We start from the raw sequence: 20,154 nt of genomic DNA, 5'->3' as shown, positions 1-20,154 counted from the left end.
TGCCGCCTGGAGAGGAATGATGATGAAAAACCGCGCCGGCTTGCTGGCATTGTTGGTCTTGGTGATAGCGAGCGTGATCATGATCTTTTTCGTCATGCCGAGGCTCGGCATCGACAAAAAGCCGGTCGGCGATGCCATCAACCAGGCAGGCGACGCGGTCAAGAACATCATTGCCGATACCCAGAAGGCAGGCGATGCGGCAAAGGACACCGCGAAGGCCGTTCAGAACGACGCGACCAATGCTGCAGATGCGACTGATACCGCGACCAAGCTGGGCGGACTGACCACGACTGCGGCGAAATCCCTGGCGGACCTGAAAACGCTGTTCAGCGCCGGCAATAGCCCGGCAGCCGAGGCTCTGGCCACCGCCAAGACGAATACCGTCTCGGCGCTGCAGGCGATCGTCGACTTCGCGCTGCCGCAAGGCTCCAATGCCGCGACATCAGCGCTCGTCACCCAGGCGCATAGTGGTGCCGGGAGGGCGCTCGGGATCATCAAGGCTCTTCCGGACAATGTCGCCGACGCGCTCGCGGCAATCACCAAGGCAGAGGCCGACCTCTTCGGCAAGCCGGAGCCGCAGGCACAGGCCAATGCCGGCCCGCGCAAGCCCTCTTTCGACGTCCTGCGCGTCGAGCCTGATGGTTCGACCGTCGTTGCCGGGTCTGCCGAACCCAATTCCAAGCTGCAGATCATGGACGGCGACAAGGTCATCACCACGACCGATGTCGGCCCAAGCGGCGATTTCGCCGCCGTGCTCGACAATCCGCTGCCGCCCGGCGACCACGAGCTGGTGCTGAAGGCGATCGGCAAGGACGGCAATGCGCTGACATCAGAGGAAGTTGCCACCGTTTCCGTGCCCAAGGACGGCAGCACGCAATTGCTTGCGATGGTCTCCAAGCCGGGTACGGCAAGCCGCATCATCACGGCACCGACCGCCAAGCAGCAGCGGGTCGCATCGGACGCACAGCCGGCCAATAACGGCAACGGCAATGCCGGCAGCGACAAGGCAGATACCACGATGGCATCGGCATCGCCGACGACCAATCCGCCGCCGACCGCAACCGCTCCGGACAATGGCGTGACGACGGATACTCCCGACGTCATGGTCAATGCGGTCGAGATCGAGAACGACAAGATATTCGTGGCCGGCAGCACACGGCCCCGCGCCAAGGTCCGCGCCTATGCCGACGACAAGCTCATCGGCGAGGCAGCAGCGGGGGTGGACGGCCATTTCGTCATCGACGGGACGATGCCGCTCGCCGTTGGCGATCACAAGATCCGCGTCGATATCGTCGACGCAGCCGGCAAGGTCCTGGCGCGCACCGCGGTCAACTTCAACCGGCCTGCGGGCAACCAGGTGACCGTGGCCGCGCAGACGCCGCCGGCAGCAGGCAATCAGCAAACCGCAGATGCTTCGATGGTGCCGCTGGATGAAGGCGAGCTGGGCAAGCTGAAGAACGATACCAACAAGGCCTTCGGCCTGCTGAAGAAGCTTTATGCCGATGGCAAGACGCCCGGACAGGAGGAGCTTGCCGCGGCTCGTTCGGGCACCGAGATTGCCCTGAAGTCGCTTGCGGACTTCCGGCCGGCGATCGACGCCAGCGTTGCTCTCAGAGACGCATCCGCGATGGTTTCGAGCAGCGCCGCCAAGGCACTTGCCTATCTGCATGCTCTGCCGGGCGATCCGAAGTCGGTGGGCAATGCGCTGGCTCGGCTCGACCAGATGATCGCCGAGATCACCAAGCCGGTTGCCGATGTGCCCGCCCAGGCGTCGGTACAAACGGCATCGAACGATCCGGACGGAACCAAGACCTATCAGCAGGCGCCGCTCTCTCAGAGCAACAGCGCCGTCATCATCCGCCGCGGCGATACGCTCTGGCAGATCTCCCGCCGCACCTACGGGCTCGGCGTCCGCTACACGACGATCTATCTCGCCAACGAAGACAAGATCAACAACCCGGACCGCATTCTGCCTGGCCAGGTCTTCGGCGTGCCGAAGGACGCGCTGCCGAACTCGGAAGAGCTGCATCGCAAGCGTATGTCCGGGCAGCATCTGTAAGCCGGATTTTTCCGATCAGGCCGGTGTTTAGACACCGGCCTGTCATTTCCTTACCTATAAAAATGATATAAGCGTGCCGCCGACCTCCCGGCCCGCCGAATTCCCGACGCGGCCCTCAGGTGCGCCGCGCGATGAGCAAGCTGCCATCCGGCGCCTTAGACATCGTGCCGGAGACCCCTGATGGCAGAGCGCAAGAAGACCATATCGGCGGATTCGAAGAATCCCCTGCAGACGATCATCAATCTCTGGCCTTACATGTGGCCGGAGGGGCGCATGGATCTAAGGATGCGCGTCGTCTGGGCTTCGGTATACCTGCTCATCTCGAAATTCGTGCTGCTGCTCGTCCCCTATTTCTTCAAGTGGTCGATCGATGCGCTGAACGGCAAGCTGGACATGCAGGGCATCCTGCCGACCTTCATGATCGGCGCTATCGCCCTTGTCATCGCGACCAACATCACGCGCCTGCTGCAGCTCGGCCTCAACCAGCTTCGCGATTCGCTCTTTGCCAGCGTCGGGCAATATGCTGTGCGCCAGCTCGCTTTTAGAACCTTTGTCCACATGCACCAGTTGTCGCTGCGCTTCCATCTCGAGCGCAAGACCGGCGGTCTCTCGCGCATCATCGAGCGCGGCACAAAGGGCATCGAGACGATCGTCCGCTTCACGATCCTCAATACCATCCCGACCTTCATCGAATTCCTGCTGACGGCGATCATCTTCTGGCGCGGCTACGGTTTCTCCTATCTGGCGATAACGGCCGCAACCGTCTGGCTCTACATCTGGTTCACTGTGCGGGCGAGCGACTGGCGTATTTCCATCCGCCGCTCGATGAACGACAGCGACACCGAAGCGAATACCAAGGCGATCGACTCGCTGCTCAACTTCGAAACCGTCAAATATTTCGGCAACGAGGAGATGGAGGCGCGGCGCTTCGATCAATCGATGGAGCGCTACGAAAAGGCCGCAACTGACGTCTGGACGTCGCTCGGCTGGCTGAACTTCGGCCAGGGCGTGATCTTCGGTCTTGGTACCACCGTCATGATGGTGCTGTCGGCCTATGCGGTTCTCAACGGCAAGCAGACGGTCGGCGATTTCGTTTTCGTCAACTCCCTGCTGCTGCAGCTTTCCGTGCCCCTCAACTTCATCGGCTTCGTCTACCGCGAAATCCGCCAGGGCCTGACTGATATCGAGGCGATGTTCGATCTGCTCGAAGTCGAGCCCGAGGTGAAGGATGCGCCCGACGCGGTGGACCTGGATATCAGCCGGGGCGCGATTGCCTTTAACGACGTGCATTTCGCCTATGATCCGGCCCGTCCCATCCTCAAGGGTATTTCATTCGAAGTGCCGGCGGGAAAGACAGTGGCTGTCGTCGGCCCATCGGGTGCGGGAAAGTCGACGCTATCGCGACTGCTCTACCGGTTCTATGACGTGCAGGAAGGCGCAATCACCATCGACGGCCAGGATGTGCGCAAGGTGACGCAGAAGAGCCTGCGCACGGCGATCGGCATGGTGCCGCAGGACACGGTGCTCTTCAACGACACCATCGCCTACAACATCCGCTATGGCCGGCCGGGAGCTGATGAGGCAGCGGTCATGGCTGCGGCCGACGCTGCCCAGATCAGCCATTTCATTCGCATCCTGCCCGAGGGTTTCGACACCAAAGTCGGCGAGCGCGGGTTGAAGCTCTCCGGCGGCGAGAAGCAGCGCGTTGCCATTGCCCGCACGATCCTGAAGGCTCCGCCCGTTCTCATCCTCGACGAGGCGACGTCGGCGCTCGACACGACGACGGAGCGGGAAATTCAGGCGGCGCTCGACGTGGTCTCGAAGAATCGCACGACGCTGGTCATCGCGCATCGTCTCTCCACCGTCATCGGCGCCGACGAGATCATCGTGCTGAAAAGCGGCGAGATCGCCGAGCGCGGTACGCATGCGGAACTGCTGGCGCGAAATGGCCTCTACGCCTCGATGTGGGACCGCCAGCGCGAGGCAACGCAGGCCGAAGAGCATCTCAAGCAAGTTCGCGAGAACGACGAACTTGGCGTCGTCAACAGGCTTGCTCCGGCAACGTAAGGGGCTGGTGAAGATCGGCACAGGGGGTGACGGCCCCTCCAGCATTGCTCATGACGGCGTTTGCCTGTAGTCAGCGTCTTCCGGAACAATTGCAGGAGTTCGCGCTCGATGAGTTTGTACAATACCATACGCAACACGATAGTCCCCGTGCACAAGGAGGGTTATCCCTTTGTCTTGGGGTTCTTCGTCGTGTCGCTGGTGTTGGGCTGGCTCTTCAAGCCGCTCTTCTGGATCGGCCTCATCCTGACGCTCTGGTGCGCCTATTTCTTCCGCGACCCTGAACGGATGACGCCGCAGGACGACGATCTCGTCATCTCGCCGGCGGACGGAAAGGTCTCGGGCGTACAGATGGCCACCCCGCCTGCCGAGCTCAATCTCGGCTACGAGCCGATGCTGCGCATCTCCATCTTTATGAACGTCTTCGACTGCCATGTGAACCGTTCGCCGATGCGCGGCCGCATCGAGAGCATCGCCTATCGCGAAGGCAGCTTCCTCAATGCGGATCTCGACAAGGCAAGCGAACAGAACGAGCGCAACGGCCTCGTCATCGAGACACGCCACGGTCAGGTCGGCGTTGTACAGATCGCCGGCTTCGTCGCGCGCCGCATCCTTTGCTTCGTTCACCCGAGCGAGCCCATCGATGCCGGCGAGCGTATCGGCCTCATCCGCTTCGGATCGCGCGTCGACGTCTTCCTGCCGGCCGGAGCGGTCGCGCGGGTTTCCCTCGGCCAGAAGGCGGTCGCCGGTGAAACGGTGCTTGCGGAGTTCGGCTCCACAAAGGGTCCGATCGTCAGCCGACGCAGCTAGCCGGCAGCGGGAGAACACGAGATGAAGACGCCCTTCCCACCCTTCGAGCCCAATGGTCCCATCGGTCCCAACGATGAGGCGCGCGGGCCGCGTCTTCGGGAAATTCCCTTGCGGCTGATGGTGCCTAACCTCATCACCGTGCTTGCCATCTGTGCCGGACTGACCGGCATCCGGCTCGCCTTCGAAAACCGCTTCGAGCTTGCCGTCACCATGGTACTGGTCGCGGCCTTCCTGGATGGCATCGACGGGCGCGTGGCGCGCCTCATGAAGGCATCGTCAAAGTTCGGCGCGCAGATGGATTCGCTGGCCGACATCGTCAATTTCGGCGTCGCGCCTGCCCTCGTCGTCTATGTCTTCGTACTCGATCAGGCGCGTACTCTCGGCTGGATCGCCGCACTAATCTATGCGATCGCCGCCGGTCTGAGGCTCGCCCGCTTCAACGTGATGGCTGAGCGGGAGAACAAGGCGTCGTGGCAATCGGAATATTTCGTCGGCGTCCCTGCGCCGGCCGGCGCAATGCTGGTGCTATTACCTGTCTATGTCGGGTTCCTGGGCTTCGAGCAGACTAGAGCCTTTGCGCTCGGATCGTCCGCCTATACCGTTATCATCGCCTTCCTGCTCGTCAGCCGGCTCCCGGTCTGGTCGGGGAAAAGCGGCAGCCGCATCCGTCGCGACTTCGTGCTGCCGATGATGCTCGGCGTGGTCGTCTATGTGGCGCTGCTGATGAGCTACACATGGCAAGTCATGGTCGTGACGGTGGTTTGCTATCTTCTGTCGCTGCCTTACGGCGCGCGCCTATGGCAGAAGAAATACGGCACCTACACGATCAACGGACCTGCGGATCCGGATGTCGACGATGCCAATGACGACATCGGTCGTCATATTTAACGGAAAATAAACTTCTAAATTAGACATTTATAGACTTCGTTCCCAACCGCGTGGCTCGCGGAATGTGGTGTGCAGTCACAAAAGCTGATTGGCAAATGCCTCGGTTTTGTCGCGATTTACGATGAAAAGCACGATCACAAAACGATTCTAGGGAACACGTAAAGGAGAGAGTATCGTGACCTCGATTAAGGATAGCATCGTCCGCCTCGTTGAGCAGCAGCCGGCGAAGACCGATCTTGCAGCACTCTATCGTCCGCTCGGCCTCAAGGCCGTTCTGGCAGCCCATGTCGTGCTGAAGAGCAAGCCGCTCAATAAGCAGACCGCCTGAACCCGGCTCCTAGTCGCCGGCAAAGAAACGGACGAGCAGGCTCAGCGCCAGCAACCCCATGACAATGCCGATCACGATATCCAGAACCCGCCATGCGGCGGGTCTGGCGAAAACCGGCTGAAGCAGCCGGGCGCCATATCCAAGCGCAAAGAACCAGACGAACGACGCCAAGGCCGCGCCGGCGCCATAGGCCACTCGGCCCGCGCCCTGATAGGCGGCCGAGAGGCTGCCGAGCAGCACCACGGTATCCAGATAGACATGCGGGTTGAGGAAGGTGAAGGCCAGGCAGGTCGCAACGGCCGCCCGCAGGCTCAATCCATTGCCGGTTTCGGCGCGCATCGCATGCGGCTTCATGGCGCGGCGAAATGCGATCACGGAATAGCTGCCGAGGAAGATCGCGCCGCCGAGGGTCACGACCTCGATCAGTACCGGCGACCGCGAGACCAGGGTGCCGAGACCGCCGACGCCGGCCGCGATCAGCAAAGCATCCGACAACGCGCAGATCAGGCAAAGTACGAAGACATGCGAGCGCAGGAGACCCTGGCGCAGGATGAAGGCATTCTGCGCGCCGATTGCAATAATCAGGGACGCGCCGAGGAAGAAGCCGGAGACGGCAGCGGACAAAGACAACATAAAGAGAATTCCGTGGAAGACAGGGACTGCAGCGGATCAGAGAAGGCTCAACTGGCCATCATCGGGATCGCGCTTCTTCGGCGGTTTCGTCGGCGGCTGGATGGCGACAGGCTCCTGGAGCTCCGGCCCCATATTGGCGACCTTGTTGACGCGATCGGAAACCGGGATCACCTCGAAGAAATCCTCCTGCACCGGCGCCATGAGATCGGCGACGTCGCGAGGTTCCTGCGTCTTGCAGTCCAGCCAGCGGGAGAAATCCTGCGGCTGAATGACAACAGGCATCCGGTCATGGATGGATGCCATCATGCCGTTGGCGGCCGATGTCAGGATCGCGCCGGTATCGACTTCCGAACCGTCGGCGGATGACCAGGTTTCCATCAGCCCGGCAAAGGCGACGACACCGCCGTGACGCGGCCGGACCCAATAGGCCTGCCCCTTGCCGCCCTCTTCTTTCGAGGGGCGATGCCATTCGTAAAACCCCGATGCGGGTACCAGGATGCGCCGGTGGCGCATGGCGGCGCGGAAGGAGGCCTTGCCGACAGCGGTCTCCGCACGGGCATTGATTAGCAGCGGAAATTCCTTCGGGTTCTTGACCCAGGAGGGCGTCAGGCCCCAGCGCACCAATAAGGCTCGGCGCTCCGGAAGATTGCTGCCCGGCTCTTGCCGCTCGCCCGATATGACGATGAGGATGGGCTGTGTCGGGGCAATGTTGTAGCGCGCGGGAAAGCCTTCGAGCTCATGGAGATCGAAATACTCCGCCACGTTTCCGGGCACCGCCGTCAATGCATATCGTCCGCACATGCCGTTTCTCTTGCATCGCTGGCACGTCAGGTCAAGGATCGCGGCTCAGCCGCGGGGTCCAAACAGGATGATTGCCGTCCCGGCAAGGCAGACGGCCGCACCCGACATGTCCCAGCGATCCGGCGTGCGCCCCTCCGCCGGCCAGAGCCAGAGGACAGACGCAGCGATGTAGATGCCGCCATAGGCCGCGAACGTCCGCCCCGCCGCCTCGCTCGGCACCAGCGCCAGCAACCAGGCAAACAGCGCCAGCGAGACCATGCCCGGCGCAAGCCACCAGACAGGCTTCGAAAGCCGAAGCCATGCCCAAAAGGAGAAGCAGCCGGCGATTTCGGCCAAGGCCGCGAGGGCATAAAGTCCATAGGTGATCATCATGGCTGGATCGGCGTCCCGTCGGCTTTTGCTTGTCAGCTTGTAGCGCATAGGCTACAGTAATTCCATGCTTGAAATCCGGGAAACTGCAATCTACGCCGCATGGTTTTCCCGGTTGCGGGATGCGCGGGCGCAAGCCAGGATCAACGCGCGTATATTTCGCTTGGCAAACGGCAACCCTGGCGACGTCAAGCCGGTCGGAGACGGCGTTAGCGAAATGCGAATAGACTACGGGCCAGGCTATCGCGTCTATTTCATCCGTACGGGACAGGTGGTCTTGTTGCTGCTGTGCGGCGGAGACAAGAGCACTCAGGATTCCGATATCGACCGTGCAAAGGAATTGGCGAGACTGGCCAAAGGATAAGGCAATGACGTTGAAGACAGAGAGATGGGATATCGGCAAACATCTCGACAGCGACGAGAAGATTGCCCTGTTTCTGGAAGCGATATTCGAGGAAGGCGATCCCTCGACGATCGCTGCAGCCATCGGCGAAGTCGCCCGCGCAAAGGGGATGAGCCAGATTGCGAAAGACGCAGGACTGTCGCGAGAGAATCTCTACCGCGCGCTAAGCAGCGAAGGGAATCCGGAATTCGGCACGATCATGCGCGTCATAAAGGCGATGGGTTTCGATCTTCATGTAACGCCGCATGTCTCGGCTTAGTCTGACATCGTGACATCGCTCCCCCGCCCCGCCTCGTCAGCCATCCTGCAGCGCGATGGTCGCTTCTTGCTGGTGCTTCGCCGCAATCCGCCTTCGGCCGACATGTATGCTTTTCCCGGCGGCCGCGCCGAAGAAGGCGAGATGCCTGACGAGACGGCGTTGCGCGAATTTGCGGAGGAGACCGGGATCATGGCACGCAATCCCCGGCTTTTCAGGACCTACGACCTGCTGACGCGCGCCGAAGACGGGACCGTCAGCAGCCATTTCTTCCTCTCGGTTTTTCTCGTCGATGCCGATGAGGATCAGGTGGCGGTCGCGGCCGATGATGCGGCCGATATCGGCTGGTTTACGCTGGAGGAAATCCGCCGACTGCCGGTCCCGCCCAGCGTGTTGGAATGTGCGGAACTCATCATCAGCAGCTAATAAGCGTGGAGAATCGGGGTTCTGCCTTGCTCAGGTCATGTGCGGGGTATCAACTGTGGATATGATTCTCTGCCGCACTGTCGCCGCATCTCTGCTGTTGTCTGCCCTCGTCGTAGCGGCGGGGCCCGCATTTGCTCAGCCCAAGGCTGATACGGCGACCGTGGCGACGCCGCCGCCCGATATCGAGCGTCCGGCGCCTTATGACGACGATCTGCTGCGGCTCGCCGAAGTACTTGGTTCCGTCCACTACCTCCGCAATCTGTGCAATCCTGGCAAGGAAGATCACTGGCGCGCGGAGATGCAGCAACTGCTGGATTCGGAAACGAAAGACGAGCCGAAACGCAAGGAACGCCTGACCGCAGCTTTCAATCGAGGCTACCGGTCCTTCGCATCGGTCTATACCGATTGCACGCAGCAAGCCATCGTGGCAGAGGAGCGCTACCGTAACGAAGGTGCAACACTTGCCACAGAAATAACCGCGCGCTTTGGAAATTGACGTTTTATTAACCCCTTTTCACGGCGAGCCGTGTCGTTTTAGGAAAAGGCTGATAAAGTCGTTAACCGAGCGGTAAGGACATGGACGCCTCAAGGAAAGAAGCAATGGAACCAAGCCTCAACGACATCGACGACATGATCGTCCACGAAAAGATGCAGGCGGCTCTGGAGTATCAGAACGAAGCATGGGCGGACGGCATGGCCGATGGAATCGAGCCGGAAATTATCGCTGATGCAGCGATCGCACATGCGATCCGCGAAACGATCCGCATCAAGGGTGAACAGGGCGCTGAGGCCTTGCTCGAATCGTTGCGGGAACGCATGCTTGCCGGCGAGTTCTCAATGAGCCGCACCCTGCAATAACCGCAAGAGATGTTCCATGCGTCGCTTAAAGGGCAATGATCTGCAACGATCGGTCGCCTCGCTTCTGGCTGCAACCACTGTTGTGGCCGGCTTTGCCTCCCCATTACCCGCCCTTGCCTTTTCCTCGCTGCATGTGAGTCCCCTTGCGCCTGCGCAGGCAGGTAAGGAAAAGCCTGTGGAGCAGGCGCTGGAAACGCCTTCCAAGGGCATTCCCATGCCGGATCCGCTGGTCAACAATCAGGCGGGTCAGGCCGCGTCGAGCGACAGTTCCGCAAACCCGACGCCCGATGGCAAGCCCGCCGAAGTGCTGTTCGATATCAACAAGGCTCCGGAGCCGGTGCGCAAGTTGCGCGAGGCGATCGTCGAAGCGGCTGCATCCGGCGATCTCGAGCGGTTACGCCCCCTTATGAATATCGGCGGCGGCCTCAATCAGACACAGGTCTCGGCAGACGATCCGGGCGAAGACCCGATCAAGACGCTGCATGATCTCTCGGGCGATCCTGACGGCATCGAGGTTTTGTCCATCCTACTGGATGTCATGTCGACCGGCTTTGCGCATGTCGGACAGGGTACGCCCAACGAAATGTATGTCTGGCCCTATTTTGCCGAGAAGGACATCAAGACGCTCAGCGCCCCGGAGAAGGTCGACCTGATGCGCATCGTCACGGCCGGCGACTATTCCGACATGCTGGAATTCGGCGGATACAATTTCTACCGGGTCGGCATCACGCCCGATGGAAAGTGGAAATTCTTCACCGCCGGCGAATGACGCTGGCGGCTCCGGTGAAAACCTGAAATCGAGAATCGATTCAAGGGCAAGGCCTCCTTGCCTCAGGCTTTGATTCATCCTGCTCAACCGCCACTTCATGCTCGCTGCCGGAACTTGCGGTTCAGGCGTTGAGCGCTTACCTGTTGCTTAAAGACATGAACACGATGGATCGACCATGACCGCCGTATTTCTTGAAGGCCGCCGACTGCTCCATGTAATTGGTGCGGATGCCGAAAGTTTTCTGCAGAATTTGATCACCACCGATCTTTCCGCGCTCGGCACCGATGATGCAAAGCCGGGGGCGTTGCTGACGCCGCAGGGCAAGATCCTGTTCGACTTCATGATCTGGCGCGACGGAAGCGGTTTCGTCTTGGAAACCGATGCGGAACAGCAAGAGGGCTTGCTGAAGAGGCTGACCATGTACCGGCTGCGTGCGGCCGTCGAATTGAGCGTCGATGAGGTCGAGGGCGTTACCGTCTCCTGGGGTGACGACGCGTCGGAAGGCCGGGAAGACAGCCGCTTTGCCAAGGCGGGCATCCGGCTGCTGCGCCGCGTCGGCCAGCATGGCGCTGATGCGGAAGCGCTCTATGAGGCGCTGCGCATCGAATGCGGCGTTGCTCTCTCGGGCGCGGATTTCGCCCTTTCCGACGCCTTTCCGCATGATGTGCTGATGGATTTCAATGGCGGGCTTTCCTTCCGCAAGGGCTGCTATGTCGGCCAGGAAGTCGTCTCCCGCATGCAGCATCGGGGCACGGCCCGCCGTCGCGTCGTGATCGTCAGTGGCGAAAACGCGCTGCCTGTGGCCGGAACTGAAATTTCGGCTGGCGGCAAGCCGATCGGCACGCTCGGGTCGGTGGTCGGCAACCATGGACTTGCGATCGTGCGGATCGACCGGGCCGGCGAAGCCATGGCAGCGGAAACGCCGATTCTCATCGGCGATGTGAAAGCTTCCCTGGCGCTGCCGGCATGGTCGGGCCTTGCCTTCCCGCCCAGTGCCGACGAGGCGACGGCGTGACGGACGCCCCGCGCGCATGGCAGCGCATGCTTTCCGGCCGGCGACTGGATCTACTTGATCCGTCGCCGCTGGATGTCGAGATCGGTGACATCGCCCACGGCCTTGCCCGCGTTGCGCGATGGAACGGGCAGACATCGGGCGAGCATGCATTCTCCGTCGCCCAGCATTGCCTCGTGGTTGAGACGATTTTCTGCAGGCTCGGAGCGACCACGGCGGACGAGCAACTGGTCGCATTGCTGCACGACGCGCCGGAATACGTGATCGGAGACATGATCTCGCCCTTCAAGTCGGTCGTCGGCGGCGGTTACAAGGCGGTCGAACACCGGCTCGAAGGCGCAATCCATCTGCGCTTCAGCCTTCCGGCCCACCCCTCCCCGGAACTCAAGGATCGCATCAAGAAAGCCGATACCATCGCGGCCTATTTCGAAGCGACGCTGCTTGCCGGCTTCAGCCGTGAGGAGGCGAAGAAGTTCTTCGGACAGCCGCGTGGCATTACGCAGGATATACTGCCCATCGATCCCATGCCTGTCATGGAGGCCCAGAGGCTCTTCTGCGAGCGTTTCGAAGCGATCGAAGCCGTGCGAGCCGACGCCAAAGCGGGGCTTCGTTCATGACGACCATCATCGTCTCTCCCCTCGCCCGCATTGCCGAAATGGCCGTCCGCCATGGCGCCCGCGAGATGATCAGCCTCATGGCCAAGGAACAGACCTTTCATCGCCCAGCGGTCATTCGGGCTGATCGGCATCTGCTCCTCAACATGAACGACATCACATTTGCCGGCACCGGCGATCTCGTGGCGCCCCAGGAATTACACGTCCGGCAGATCATCGATTTTGCACAAAGCTGGGATCGGAGCGCACCGCTGGTCGTCCATTGCTGGATGGGCGTCTCCCGCTCGCCGGCGGCAGCGCTGATCGCAATGCTCGCCGTTCATCCGGAAGAAGACGATCTCGCTTTGGTGGGGCGTCTGCGGCTCGCTTCGCCCTATGCCACGCCGAATGCGCGGCTTATTCAGATCGGCGACGCGATGCTCAATCGTGGCGGCCGGCTCGTCGAAGCGGTCCGCTCGATCGGCCGTGGCGCGGATGCCGACGGCAACGCCCCCTTCATTCTGGCCTCGGAAACCGAGAAACTCTTTGGTTGACTGACCTGACGGTCGCCCCATCTACCCCGTTCGACCTTGCGTAACGGATAGACGGCGGACATATGGAACAGCAGGCAACGGACTTCATCGTGGCAACACGGACCGCGCTCAGCCAGGCGAGCGCCCTTGCGGTCCAGTATTCCTTCTCGGTGCTCGGCGCCCTCATTCTTCTCATTCTTGGATGGGTGCTCGCGGGCATCGTCAGCCGCTCGGCCTATGAAGGACTGTCTCGCATCCACGGCATAGACGAGACCCTGGCGCGTTTCTTCACCAACGTCCTTCACTACGCGCTTCTCATCCTGGTCTTCGTCACCGTCCTTGCGCAGTTCGGCGTCCAGACGGCCTCGATCATCGCCACGCTGGGTGCTGCAGGCCTGGCAATCGGCCTGGCCTTGCAAGGCACGCTGCAGAACATCGCGGCCGGCATCATGCTGCTTGTGCTGCGGCCCTTTCGCGTCGGCGAGTATATCGAGACGGGAACGATCACCGGAACCGTGAAGGAGATCGGCCTTTTCGCCACGGAGCTGACGACCAGCGACGGCCTTTATCGGCTGGCGCCCAATTCGACGCTCTGGAATACGCCGATCACCAACTACAGCCGCGAGCCGACTAGGCAGCATCAGGTCACAATCGGAATTGTCTCGAAAGACGATCTGGAGGTTGCGCTTTCCACGTTGCTGGATCTCGCAAATGCCGAGCCTCGCATCCAGAAGAGGCCGGAGCCGCAGGCATATGTCAACAGTATCGGCGCGACGGTCAGCATAACATTACAATACTGGGTCAAGACCGGCGAGTGGGCGAGCGTCAGCCGCGAAATGATCATGAGGGTGAAGCGCACACTCGACGAAAAGGGCATAGCCATCAGCTGAGTGATTGTCCCCGGCGGAATCGGACAGCATCGCCCGACAAAAGAAAACCCAGGCCCGATCGGGCCGGACCCGGGTTCAGAAGATAGAGGCTCAATCAGGCGGAAAGAGCATCCGTCGGGTCGGAAGCATATTGACCATAGGTGTTCTGGTAGACGCTCATGGCCGCCTGCATCTCGGCAAGGAGATCATCCGACGAATTCTGGCCGGAGGTTGCTGGGCCGGAATTGCTGCCATTCGAATTGGACGGCTCCAGCGAGAGGACATCCGCAGCTGCCGAATCCGTCGAACCCAACACGTTGAGCCCTTCGGAGAACTGATCCTTATCGAGAGAGCCCGCGTTTTGGGTATCGAGCTTCTTGAACAAGGCGGTAGCATCGTCCGCGCTCATGTCCTTCGGGCGCCCGGCGACGAATTCGTCGGACGAAACCTTGCCGTCGCCGTTCGTGTCCATGCTCGCAAAGAGCTGATCGATCGGCGACTGATCCGTGGTGCCGTCGGTCGACGTGCTGCCGGACTGGGAGGCGCTGCTCTCCTGCATCTGCAGCAGCATGCTCGCCAGATTACCGGAAAATTTATCGGTCGCGCTCGGATCGCTGTTGTCATCCTCGTCGCCAAGGATGCTCGCCGAGAGAAGACCGGACTTCGCTGCCGCCTGCAGTTCTTCGGCGGAAACAACGCCGTCGCCGTTCGTGTCGAGCGGGCTGATATAGGCTGCGCTCGTGCTTGAACTGCTTCCGACGGAAGAAATACCACTCATATTGATCTCCTATAGTGGACGCGGCCGGGCCTTGCCCACGCCGCGTGAGAGGATTGCTGAAAATCAAATGTTGGGAAAACCGATCCGCGAGGGGAATGAGAACGATTCCCGCCCATCACACTGCGCATTCATCGCGCCCGGCACATCTCGGCTTTGCTTGTTCGGGGTCGCCCCCACGCTTTCCGGATAATCCCAGGACCAAAATGCAGGCAAAACCCCACATCAGCACCAGTCAGCACAGCTCACGCCCTATCCTTCAAACAGCAAGGCGATCATTGAAAGGCGATGATTTTCGTCAGCAGTCAGATCTGAGGATAGATGCGCAGAACAAGGTTGCCCGAGGCTGGCGGCCTCCTTGTCTTTCGCAATTCCGGATGCAGCCGCGCCTTTACTCGACGACTGCGCAGGCAAGCCGCTTCCCCGAGGAACCACTCGGCTGGCTGCGATTGTCGTCCGAATTCTCATGAATCATCAATGTGCGCCCGCGAATGGCATTCTTGTCGTCGAGCGTCACCATGCCGTTGAAGACCTGGGCGCGCAGCACGCCGTCCTGTCCAACATATTGGTTCGGCATGTCGCCCGCATGAGGGCCATTTGCCGCCAGGAGGCCGTGTTCCGCCTTGTCGGGATTGAAGTGCCCACCTGCCGAATCATACCCGTGGGCGGCATCGCATTTTCCCATCTCGTGAATGTGGAACGCGACCCACTTGTTGGCCGGCAGTCCCGAGATCTCCAACTCGATCAGGACCCCTGTTTTCGAAGCTGTCAGTGCTGCGCGACCGGATTGCTTGCCGTCTTCGCCGACGAAATTCGCCACTGCCGTCTGCTTCTCCTGAGCAAGGACGGGAGAGCCGGCGGCAGCGGCGAGTAGCGTAATCACGAGAAGCGCTTTCATGGAATATTCTCCTTCCAGGGTTTTTATTCCAACGCATCGAGGGAAAAGCTGTTCCGAGATATGAGCATTCCGCGGTAAGCCATAAGCAAAACGGCCCGTCTTTTGGACGAGCCGTTAAAACATATCACGAAATATCGCGGATCACGCAGCCATAGTACTCACGTCATACTGACCATAAGTGCCGCGATAGGCATCGCTTGCTATCTCGAGCCCGGAGTCCGTTGCCGAGCTCCCTGGCGTTGCGGCACCGTACGCTTCCTGCTTGCCGTTCGGAGCCGATTGAATCAGCAAAGCTATGATATTGCTCAGTGCGGCCTGGGAATTGCCGCTGCCGCTATTGGTGCTGTCATCGCCATCTTCGCCGAGAATTCCCGGGCGTTCGCTGGCTTGGATTTCTTCTTGGCTAAGCACGCCGTCACCATTCGTGTCGAGACGCGAAAGCGTTCCGTGAAAGGCATACGAACTACTGGATATGGAAGAAACATGGGACATACAAACCTCCTGAAGAAGGAGCCGCCTCATGCGACGTCGTTTGTACGCAATACAATTCGTTAACAGACAATAAGAATCTAATAAGCTGATTCGCCCAATACTTCAAAACAAATTCTTAATGGGAATTAACGATAATTTCCAAGTCGTAAACGCTCTGGATCGGGAACATTCGTCAAACCCTGGCTCGCCGAGATTGCGAGGTTTGGATGGCCGACGGGTTTCTTCATTCGCCGGCCAACATCTCTTCGCCCTTCTGCATCAACCCGAAAAAGGTCCTCCCAAGAACTGGAAGCGTGGCAGGACGCGGGTGCAGGAAGTTCGTTTCTTGCGCCCCAAGAAATGCCCTAAATTTTTAGGGGATTTTTCCCGGCCGGCCTCAGATTGACGGCATATTTAGTCAGTTCCTACATTTTTCCATTCTAAAGAATATGGAAAATCTTGTATCTTTTCAATATTTTGCAACTGATTATTAATAGGCGATGATCACTGTGCATCGATAGCGTGACAGCCGTGACCCGGTGATAGCAACCGGGCAAAGCCGTCGGATTACCTCGAGCGAATTTTCTAATTTGAGTTTTCGGAGAAAGGCATTCGATGCGCCTCATGCGCAAAGACGCCATCGGGTTCGATGCGAGGAAAGACAATGCAAACGTCCGGCATGAGCGTCGGGTTCGCGTCGGGGGATGTTCTCTGCTCAATGGATTCAGGGAGACCGCCCCTTATGCCGGATGCTGAGGCGCTCCTTAGGGAACAATACCGCCGCGCCGTTAAGAAGGACGGATCGCTGGACCAGCAGCGTCTGCTGGATATGATCGTCGATACATACCGGGAGCAGCGTACCGAAATAGTACGCACCGACGATGCGATCCTCGCGATTCATCTCCAGAATATCTCGCTGAAGGAAGAACTCGCCAATACTTCCTCCAACCTGTCGAGGCAGAACGCGATCATCGAGGCGATCGTTCACAATCTTCCGCTCGGACTGAGCGTTTTCGACGCCAATCAAAGGCTGGCCGTCTGCAACGCGCGCTTCCGCGATCTTTTCGGCTTTTCAAACAAGGACGTCGAAGTCGGTACGCCGATCGCAACGTTGCTGTCGCGCGTTCCGGGGATAGAGCATACCACCGGACAGCCTATGCCGACGCGGCCGGTGAAGCGCCTTCCGAGAGGAACGAAACTGCGCCGGCGCGAATGGCAGATGCATGACGGTCGATCGATCGAAAGCATCGTGACGATCCTGCCTGACGGCGGCAGCGTCTCGATCCATGAGGATGTCACCGACGAACGCAGGGCCGCCGAGCGAATTGCCTATATCGCCCATCACGATCCGCTGACGGGTCTGCCAAACCGCATCAAGTTCGGCGAAGAGGTCGAGCAGGCCCTGGGCAGGCTTGGGCCGGGAGAGCGTCTTGCTCTCGTGCATCTCAATCTCGACCGGTTCAAACTGGTCAACAACACGGTCGGCCTATCCATCGGCGACGACATCCTGCAGCAGGTCGCCGAACGGCTTCGATCGAGCGCCGGCAGCCGAAACATACTTGCGCGGCTTGGCTCCGATGAATTCGCCATCCTGCAGGTGGGGCGCCAGCAGCCGCTGAATGTCACCGCACTTGCGGAACAGATCAGCCGCGAACTGGCGACGCCCTTCATCGTCGGCGACAAGCAGGTGGAACTCAGCATTTCGTCCGGCATCGCGATCGGTCCGGAGGATGGCGCCGAAACCCACATCCTGATGAAGAATGCCAGCGTCGCGCTTGCGCATGCCAAGGCGGATGGCGGGCGACGCAGCCGCTTCTTTACCGGTGAGATGGAAGCGCAGATCCAGGTGCGTCACGCCTTGGAAGCCGACTTGCGTCACGCGGTGAAAAACGAAGAGTTCGAGCTTCATTACCAACCGCTTTACGATGTCGCGCGCGCCCGAATCTCCGGTTTCGAAGCGCTGTTGCGCTGGAATCACCCCGATCGCGGCCGGATATCGCCGATGGAATTCATCCCTCTTGCCGAAGAGATGGGGTTGATCGCCGATATTGGCCGCTGGGTATTACTGCAGGCCTGCCGCGATGCAGCCAAATGGCCGGGTGACATCAAGGTTGCTGTCAACGTATCAGCCATCCAGTTCCGCAATGGCGATCTTCCGGGCGATGTCATGGCCGCCATCGCCGCCGCCAATCTGTCGCCCTCGCGGCTTGAGCTTGAAATCACCGAAAGCGTCCTGATGGAAAATCGTGATCAGACGCTGCCGACGCTTCATGATCTCAAAGCCCGCGGCATCCGCATTTCCATGGATGATTTCGGCACCGGCTATTCATCTCTCGGCTATCTCAGAAGCTTCCCCTTCGACAAGATCAAGATCGACAAATCCTTCGTCAACGACATCATCGACAACAGGGAAGCGCAGGAAATCATGCACGTGATCATCCTGCTCGGAAATGCGCTCGGAATGCGCGTCACCGTCGAGGGGGTCGAGACGAAGAGCCAGTTCGACCGGCTGCGTCGGGAAGGATGCGACGAGATCCAGGGCTATTTCATCAGCCCGCCGAAACCCGCCGCCGATGTCCCGGTTCTTCTGGCCGCGCCCCTCGCCTCCCTGTAGTCAGCGGCTCTCCTGAGAATTGCACAGATTGTCTGTGCCCGGTAGGAACGATGGACGATCCGATTCCGGGAATGGCCAATGGACACGAATTCTATGGCGGGAGCATTCGCCCCGTTCGAGACGCTTGCAGCACAGCTTGTCGCCCACGCAACCGAGGGCGATGACGGCTCGCATGACATCGCGCATATTCTGCGCGTCTTCCGCAATGCGATGCGCATCCAGGCAGAGGAAGGCGGCAATGCCCGCATTTTGACGGCCGCCGTGCTGTTGCATGATTGCGTATCCGTCGAGAAGAATTCTCCGCACAGGGCTCAGGCCTCGGCGCTTGCCGCCGAAAAGGCCTCTCGCCTTCTTAGGGAACTCGGCTGGGCCGAGAGCGATATCGGCGCGGTTGCCCATGCGATCACCGCCCATAGTTTCTCTGCGAATATTCCGCCCGAAACGCTGGAAGCCAAAATTCTGCAGGACGCGGACAGGCTGGATGCCATCGGCATGGTGGGTGCGGCTCGCTGCTTCTATATTGCCGGTCGCATGGGCTCCGGCCTCTACGATCCTTTCGATCCGATGGCCGAGAACCGGCCGCTGGATGACAAGCGCTACGCCATTGACCATTTCGAGACGAAGCTGTTCAAACTGGCGGATGGGTTTCAGACCGAGACCGGCCGCATGTTGGCCCGCGAGCGGCATGCGCGGCTGAAGACTGTACTTGACCTGTTCATCGAGGAAATCTGAGAGCGCCATGCTGGTCAGTGATCTCTTCATCTATCCGCTCAAGAGTGCACGCGGCATTGCGAGGACCTCCTCGCCAGTCGATGCCTTCGGCCTTGTCGGCGACCGGCGGGCGATGATTGTCGATCCTGCAGGCCACGGCATCACCCAGCGCGAGTTGCAGTCCCTGGCGCAGGTCGGCGTCGAGATCGGGCCTGATCTCATTCGCCTGACCAAGGACGGAAAGGCGGATATCGTCGCAGCGCTGCCGCCGTCCGACAGACGCATGGATGTCGATATCTGGAAATCCGTCATCAGCGCCGCGATCGCCGATGACGAAACGAACATCGGGCTCTCCGAATGGCTGGGGCGGGATGTGAAGCTTGCCCATTTCGATGGGCTTGCAAGGCGCTCAGCAAGCATCGAGTGGGCCGGCAGCGATACGCCCGTCACCTTCGCCGACGGCTACCAGATCCTCGTGACGACGACGGGATCGCTGAAGGCGCTGAATGCCGATCTTGCGTCTCATGGCGAGGGATCGGTCAGCATGGAGCGTTTCCGTCCCAATATCGTCATCGATTGCGACGAAGCCTGGCCGGAGGATCGCTGGGCGGCGATCGAGATCGGCGGCATCAGGCTTGATCTTGTCAAGCCTTGCGCGCGCTGCATCATGACGACACAGGACCAGTTGAGCGGCTCTCGCGAGGTTCCCAATCCCATGCCCGCAATGGGCCGCATCCGCATGTCCGCCGACCGACGCGTGCCAGGCCCATTGTTTGGCTGGAATGCAGTTCCGCGGAGCGAAGGGACCATTTCAATCGGGGATGCCGTCACCGTCATCGAGACGCGTCCGGAAGGCTGGGCGTTCAAAATACGCAATCGCGCCTAGAGCATTTCCGCTCTTCTTCGAATCGCGGAGGCGCTCCATCTCTTTGACTTGACGCAATTCTGGACGCAAAACCGTGTGACACTTTTGCTGGAATTGCTCTGGCCTTATTTCCTCTTGAAGCGGCCCGA

General features: G+C 60.2%; 24 protein-coding genes. 18 read left to right on the top strand and 6 right to left on the bottom strand.

Features of this window, described 5'->3' with window-relative positions:
- Nucleotides 1–19 precede the first annotated feature (19 nt).
- The 5 genes from DTW90_RS14910 to DTW90_RS37130 all read left to right on the top strand — a co-directional run bounded on the left by DTW90_RS14910 (nt 20) and on the right by DTW90_RS37130 (nt 6,149).
- A complete protein-coding gene (locus DTW90_RS14910) occupies nt 20–2,059 on the top strand; it encodes a LysM peptidoglycan-binding domain-containing protein (RefSeq protein ID WP_149339296.1) in 2,040 nt (679 codons plus the stop codon).
- Nucleotides 2,060–2,239: 180 nt separating this feature from the next.
- Nucleotides 2,240–4,126 (top strand): ABC transporter ATP-binding protein/permease, encoded by a 1,887-nt coding sequence (locus DTW90_RS14905; RefSeq protein ID WP_149339294.1) that lies wholly within the window; start codon nt 2,240–2,242, stop codon nt 4,124–4,126.
- A 60-nt stretch (nt 4,127–4,186) separates the two neighbouring features.
- Nucleotides 4,187–4,933, top strand: coding sequence for a phosphatidylserine decarboxylase (locus DTW90_RS14900; protein ID WP_281407571.1), 747 nt, complete (start codon nt 4,187–4,189; stop codon nt 4,931–4,933).
- Nucleotides 4,934–4,954: 21 nt separating this feature from the next.
- Nucleotides 4,955–5,821, top strand: a complete 867-nt coding sequence (pssA, locus tag DTW90_RS14895) for a CDP-diacylglycerol--serine O-phosphatidyltransferase (protein ID WP_149339290.1) — start codon at nt 4,955–4,957, stop codon at nt 5,819–5,821.
- A gap of 175 nt (nt 5,822–5,996) precedes the next feature.
- A complete protein-coding gene (locus DTW90_RS37130) occupies nt 5,997–6,149 on the top strand; it encodes a hypothetical protein (RefSeq protein WP_188079960.1) in 153 nt (50 codons plus the stop codon).
- Nucleotides 6,150–6,158: 9 nt separating this feature from the next.
- Here the strand turns inward: DTW90_RS37130 and DTW90_RS14890 are convergent, their stop codons facing one another.
- The 3 genes from DTW90_RS14890 to DTW90_RS14880 are packed head-to-tail and all read right to left on the bottom strand — an operon-like array spanning nt 6,159 to nt 7,949.
- Nucleotides 6,159–6,782 carry a LysE/ArgO family amino acid transporter gene (locus DTW90_RS14890; protein WP_149339288.1) on the bottom strand — a complete coding sequence of 208 codons (624 nt, stop codon included), beginning with the start codon at nt 6,780–6,782 and terminating at the stop codon, nt 6,159–6,161.
- Nucleotides 6,783–6,818: 36 nt separating this feature from the next.
- A complete protein-coding gene (locus DTW90_RS14885) occupies nt 6,819–7,583 on the bottom strand; it encodes an SOS response-associated peptidase (protein WP_149339287.1) in 765 nt (254 codons plus the stop codon).
- A gap of 45 nt (nt 7,584–7,628) precedes the next feature.
- Nucleotides 7,629–7,949 carry a YnfA family protein gene (locus DTW90_RS14880; RefSeq protein WP_149339597.1) on the bottom strand — a complete coding sequence of 107 codons (321 nt, stop codon included), beginning with the start codon at nt 7,947–7,949 and terminating at the stop codon, nt 7,629–7,631.
- Between the two features lie 70 nt (nt 7,950–8,019).
- On the opposite strand from DTW90_RS14880, the gene DTW90_RS14875 reads away from it, so the two are divergent.
- The 10 genes from DTW90_RS14875 to DTW90_RS14830 all read left to right on the top strand — a co-directional run bounded on the left by DTW90_RS14875 (nt 8,020) and on the right by DTW90_RS14830 (nt 13,692).
- Complete coding sequence (locus tag DTW90_RS14875; RefSeq protein WP_149339285.1) at nt 8,020–8,316, top strand: type II toxin-antitoxin system RelE/ParE family toxin; 297 nt, start codon at nt 8,020–8,022, stop codon at nt 8,314–8,316.
- 4 nt (nt 8,317–8,320) lie between these two features.
- Nucleotides 8,321–8,614, top strand: a complete 294-nt coding sequence (locus DTW90_RS14870; protein WP_149339283.1) for an addiction module antidote protein — start codon at nt 8,321–8,323, stop codon at nt 8,612–8,614.
- A 9-nt stretch (nt 8,615–8,623) separates the two neighbouring features.
- Nucleotides 8,624–9,037: an NUDIX domain-containing protein gene (locus tag DTW90_RS14865; protein WP_149339281.1), complete on the top strand. Its 414-nt coding sequence runs from the start codon at nt 8,624–8,626 to the stop codon at nt 9,035–9,037.
- Nucleotides 9,038–9,074: 37 nt separating this feature from the next.
- Nucleotides 9,075–9,533 carry a TIGR02301 family protein gene (locus tag DTW90_RS14860; RefSeq protein ID WP_149339279.1) on the top strand — a complete coding sequence of 153 codons (459 nt, stop codon included), beginning with the start codon at nt 9,075–9,077 and terminating at the stop codon, nt 9,531–9,533.
- 104 nt (nt 9,534–9,637) lie between these two features.
- Nucleotides 9,638–9,895, top strand: a complete 258-nt coding sequence (locus DTW90_RS14855; protein WP_132517237.1) for a hypothetical protein — start codon at nt 9,638–9,640, stop codon at nt 9,893–9,895.
- Between the two features lie 16 nt (nt 9,896–9,911).
- Nucleotides 9,912–10,664, top strand: coding sequence for a hypothetical protein (locus tag DTW90_RS14850; protein WP_149339277.1), 753 nt, complete (start codon nt 9,912–9,914; stop codon nt 10,662–10,664).
- A 175-nt stretch (nt 10,665–10,839) separates the two neighbouring features.
- Nucleotides 10,840–11,679 carry a folate-binding protein YgfZ gene (locus DTW90_RS14845; RefSeq protein ID WP_149339275.1) on the top strand — a complete coding sequence of 280 codons (840 nt, stop codon included), beginning with the start codon at nt 10,840–10,842 and terminating at the stop codon, nt 11,677–11,679.
- Between the two features lie 26 nt (nt 11,680–11,705).
- The gene (locus DTW90_RS14840; protein WP_245512585.1) at nt 11,706–12,293 is read left to right on the top strand and encodes an HD family hydrolase; all 588 of its coding nucleotides are present in this window, start codon (nt 11,706–11,708) and stop codon (nt 12,291–12,293) included.
- A complete protein-coding gene (locus tag DTW90_RS14835; protein ID WP_132517245.1) occupies nt 12,290–12,823 on the top strand; it encodes a tyrosine phosphatase family protein in 534 nt (177 codons plus the stop codon). The genes DTW90_RS14840 and DTW90_RS14835 overlap by 4 nt, the downstream gene beginning before the upstream one ends.
- A gap of 62 nt (nt 12,824–12,885) precedes the next feature.
- Nucleotides 12,886–13,692, top strand: a complete 807-nt coding sequence (locus DTW90_RS14830) for a mechanosensitive ion channel family protein (protein ID WP_132517247.1) — start codon at nt 12,886–12,888, stop codon at nt 13,690–13,692.
- Nucleotides 13,693–13,786: 94 nt separating this feature from the next.
- Here the strand turns inward: DTW90_RS14830 and DTW90_RS14825 are convergent, their stop codons facing one another.
- The 3 genes from DTW90_RS14825 to DTW90_RS14815 form a co-directional block, all read right to left on the bottom strand.
- Nucleotides 13,787–14,449 (bottom strand): EF-hand domain-containing protein, encoded by a 663-nt coding sequence (locus DTW90_RS14825; protein ID WP_132517249.1) that lies wholly within the window; start codon nt 14,447–14,449, stop codon nt 13,787–13,789.
- Between the two features lie 388 nt (nt 14,450–14,837).
- Nucleotides 14,838–15,344 (bottom strand): superoxide dismutase family protein, encoded by a 507-nt coding sequence (locus DTW90_RS14820; RefSeq protein ID WP_132517251.1) that lies wholly within the window; start codon nt 15,342–15,344, stop codon nt 14,838–14,840.
- Between the two features lie 141 nt (nt 15,345–15,485).
- A complete protein-coding gene (locus DTW90_RS14815; protein WP_132517253.1) occupies nt 15,486–15,836 on the bottom strand; it encodes a hypothetical protein in 351 nt (116 codons plus the stop codon).
- Between the two features lie 721 nt (nt 15,837–16,557).
- Here DTW90_RS14815 and DTW90_RS14810 point away from each other — a divergent pair.
- The 3 genes from DTW90_RS14810 to DTW90_RS14800 all read left to right on the top strand — a co-directional run bounded on the left by DTW90_RS14810 (nt 16,558) and on the right by DTW90_RS14800 (nt 20,026).
- Entirely contained in the window at nt 16,558–18,429 is a 1,872-nt protein-coding gene (locus tag DTW90_RS14810; RefSeq protein ID WP_149339271.1) for a bifunctional diguanylate cyclase/phosphodiesterase, read from the top strand.
- Nucleotides 18,430–18,507: 78 nt separating this feature from the next.
- Nucleotides 18,508–19,161 carry an HD domain-containing protein gene (locus DTW90_RS14805; RefSeq protein WP_246664952.1) on the top strand — a complete coding sequence of 218 codons (654 nt, stop codon included), beginning with the start codon at nt 18,508–18,510 and terminating at the stop codon, nt 19,159–19,161.
- A 7-nt stretch (nt 19,162–19,168) separates the two neighbouring features.
- Nucleotides 19,169–20,026, top strand: coding sequence for an MOSC domain-containing protein (locus tag DTW90_RS14800; protein ID WP_149339269.1), 858 nt, complete (start codon nt 19,169–19,171; stop codon nt 20,024–20,026).
- The last annotated feature ends 128 nt before the right edge of the window (nt 20,027–20,154 follow it).

Origin of the sequence: Neorhizobium sp. P12A (genome assembly GCF_008365395.1) — a bacterium.
Lineage (GTDB): Bacteria > Pseudomonadota > Alphaproteobacteria > Rhizobiales > Rhizobiaceae > Rhizobium.
The sequence above is the reverse complement of the archived record's forward strand: the minus strand, read 5'-3'. Positions and strand labels throughout refer to the sequence as shown.

Excerpts from the sequence above, each read along its gene's own strand:
- DTW90_RS14870 (WP_149339283.1), top strand. The coding sequence starts at position 8,321 with ATGACGTTGAAGACAGAGAGATGGGATATCGGCAAACATCTCGACAGC.
- DTW90_RS14905 (WP_149339294.1), top strand. The coding sequence starts at position 2,240 with ATGGCAGAGCGCAAGAAGACCATATCGGCGGATTCGAAGAATCCCCTG.
- DTW90_RS14820 (WP_132517251.1), bottom strand. The coding sequence starts at position 15,344 with ATGAAAGCGCTTCTCGTGATTACGCTACTCGCCGCTGCCGCCGGCTCT.
- DTW90_RS14850 (WP_149339277.1), top strand. The coding sequence starts at position 9,912 with ATGCGTCGCTTAAAGGGCAATGATCTGCAACGATCGGTCGCCTCGCTT.
- DTW90_RS14860 (WP_149339279.1), top strand. The coding sequence starts at position 9,075 with ATGTGCGGGGTATCAACTGTGGATATGATTCTCTGCCGCACTGTCGCC.
- DTW90_RS14875 (WP_149339285.1), top strand. The coding sequence starts at position 8,020 with ATGCTTGAAATCCGGGAAACTGCAATCTACGCCGCATGGTTTTCCCGG.
- DTW90_RS14810 (WP_149339271.1), top strand. The coding sequence starts at position 16,558 with ATGCCGGATGCTGAGGCGCTCCTTAGGGAACAATACCGCCGCGCCGTT.
- DTW90_RS14885 (WP_149339287.1), bottom strand. The coding sequence starts at position 7,583 with ATGTGCGGACGATATGCATTGACGGCGGTGCCCGGAAACGTGGCGGAG.
- DTW90_RS14910 (WP_149339296.1), top strand. The coding sequence starts at position 20 with ATGATGAAAAACCGCGCCGGCTTGCTGGCATTGTTGGTCTTGGTGATA.
- DTW90_RS14815 (WP_132517253.1), bottom strand. The coding sequence starts at position 15,836 with ATGTCCCATGTTTCTTCCATATCCAGTAGTTCGTATGCCTTTCACGGA.
- DTW90_RS14830 (WP_132517247.1), top strand. The coding sequence starts at position 12,886 with ATGGAACAGCAGGCAACGGACTTCATCGTGGCAACACGGACCGCGCTC.
- DTW90_RS14890 (WP_149339288.1), bottom strand. The coding sequence starts at position 6,782 with ATGTTGTCTTTGTCCGCTGCCGTCTCCGGCTTCTTCCTCGGCGCGTCC.
- DTW90_RS14800 (WP_149339269.1), top strand. The coding sequence starts at position 19,169 with ATGCTGGTCAGTGATCTCTTCATCTATCCGCTCAAGAGTGCACGCGGC.
- DTW90_RS14805 (WP_246664952.1), top strand. The coding sequence starts at position 18,508 with ATGGACACGAATTCTATGGCGGGAGCATTCGCCCCGTTCGAGACGCTT.
- DTW90_RS14840 (WP_245512585.1), top strand. The coding sequence starts at position 11,706 with ATGCTTTCCGGCCGGCGACTGGATCTACTTGATCCGTCGCCGCTGGAT.
- DTW90_RS14845 (WP_149339275.1), top strand. The coding sequence starts at position 10,840 with ATGACCGCCGTATTTCTTGAAGGCCGCCGACTGCTCCATGTAATTGGT.
- DTW90_RS14835 (WP_132517245.1), top strand. The coding sequence starts at position 12,290 with ATGACGACCATCATCGTCTCTCCCCTCGCCCGCATTGCCGAAATGGCC.
- DTW90_RS14855 (WP_132517237.1), top strand. The coding sequence starts at position 9,638 with ATGGAACCAAGCCTCAACGACATCGACGACATGATCGTCCACGAAAAG.
- DTW90_RS14825 (WP_132517249.1), bottom strand. The coding sequence starts at position 14,449 with ATGAGTGGTATTTCTTCCGTCGGAAGCAGTTCAAGCACGAGCGCAGCC.
- pssA (WP_149339290.1), top strand. The coding sequence starts at position 4,955 with ATGAAGACGCCCTTCCCACCCTTCGAGCCCAATGGTCCCATCGGTCCC.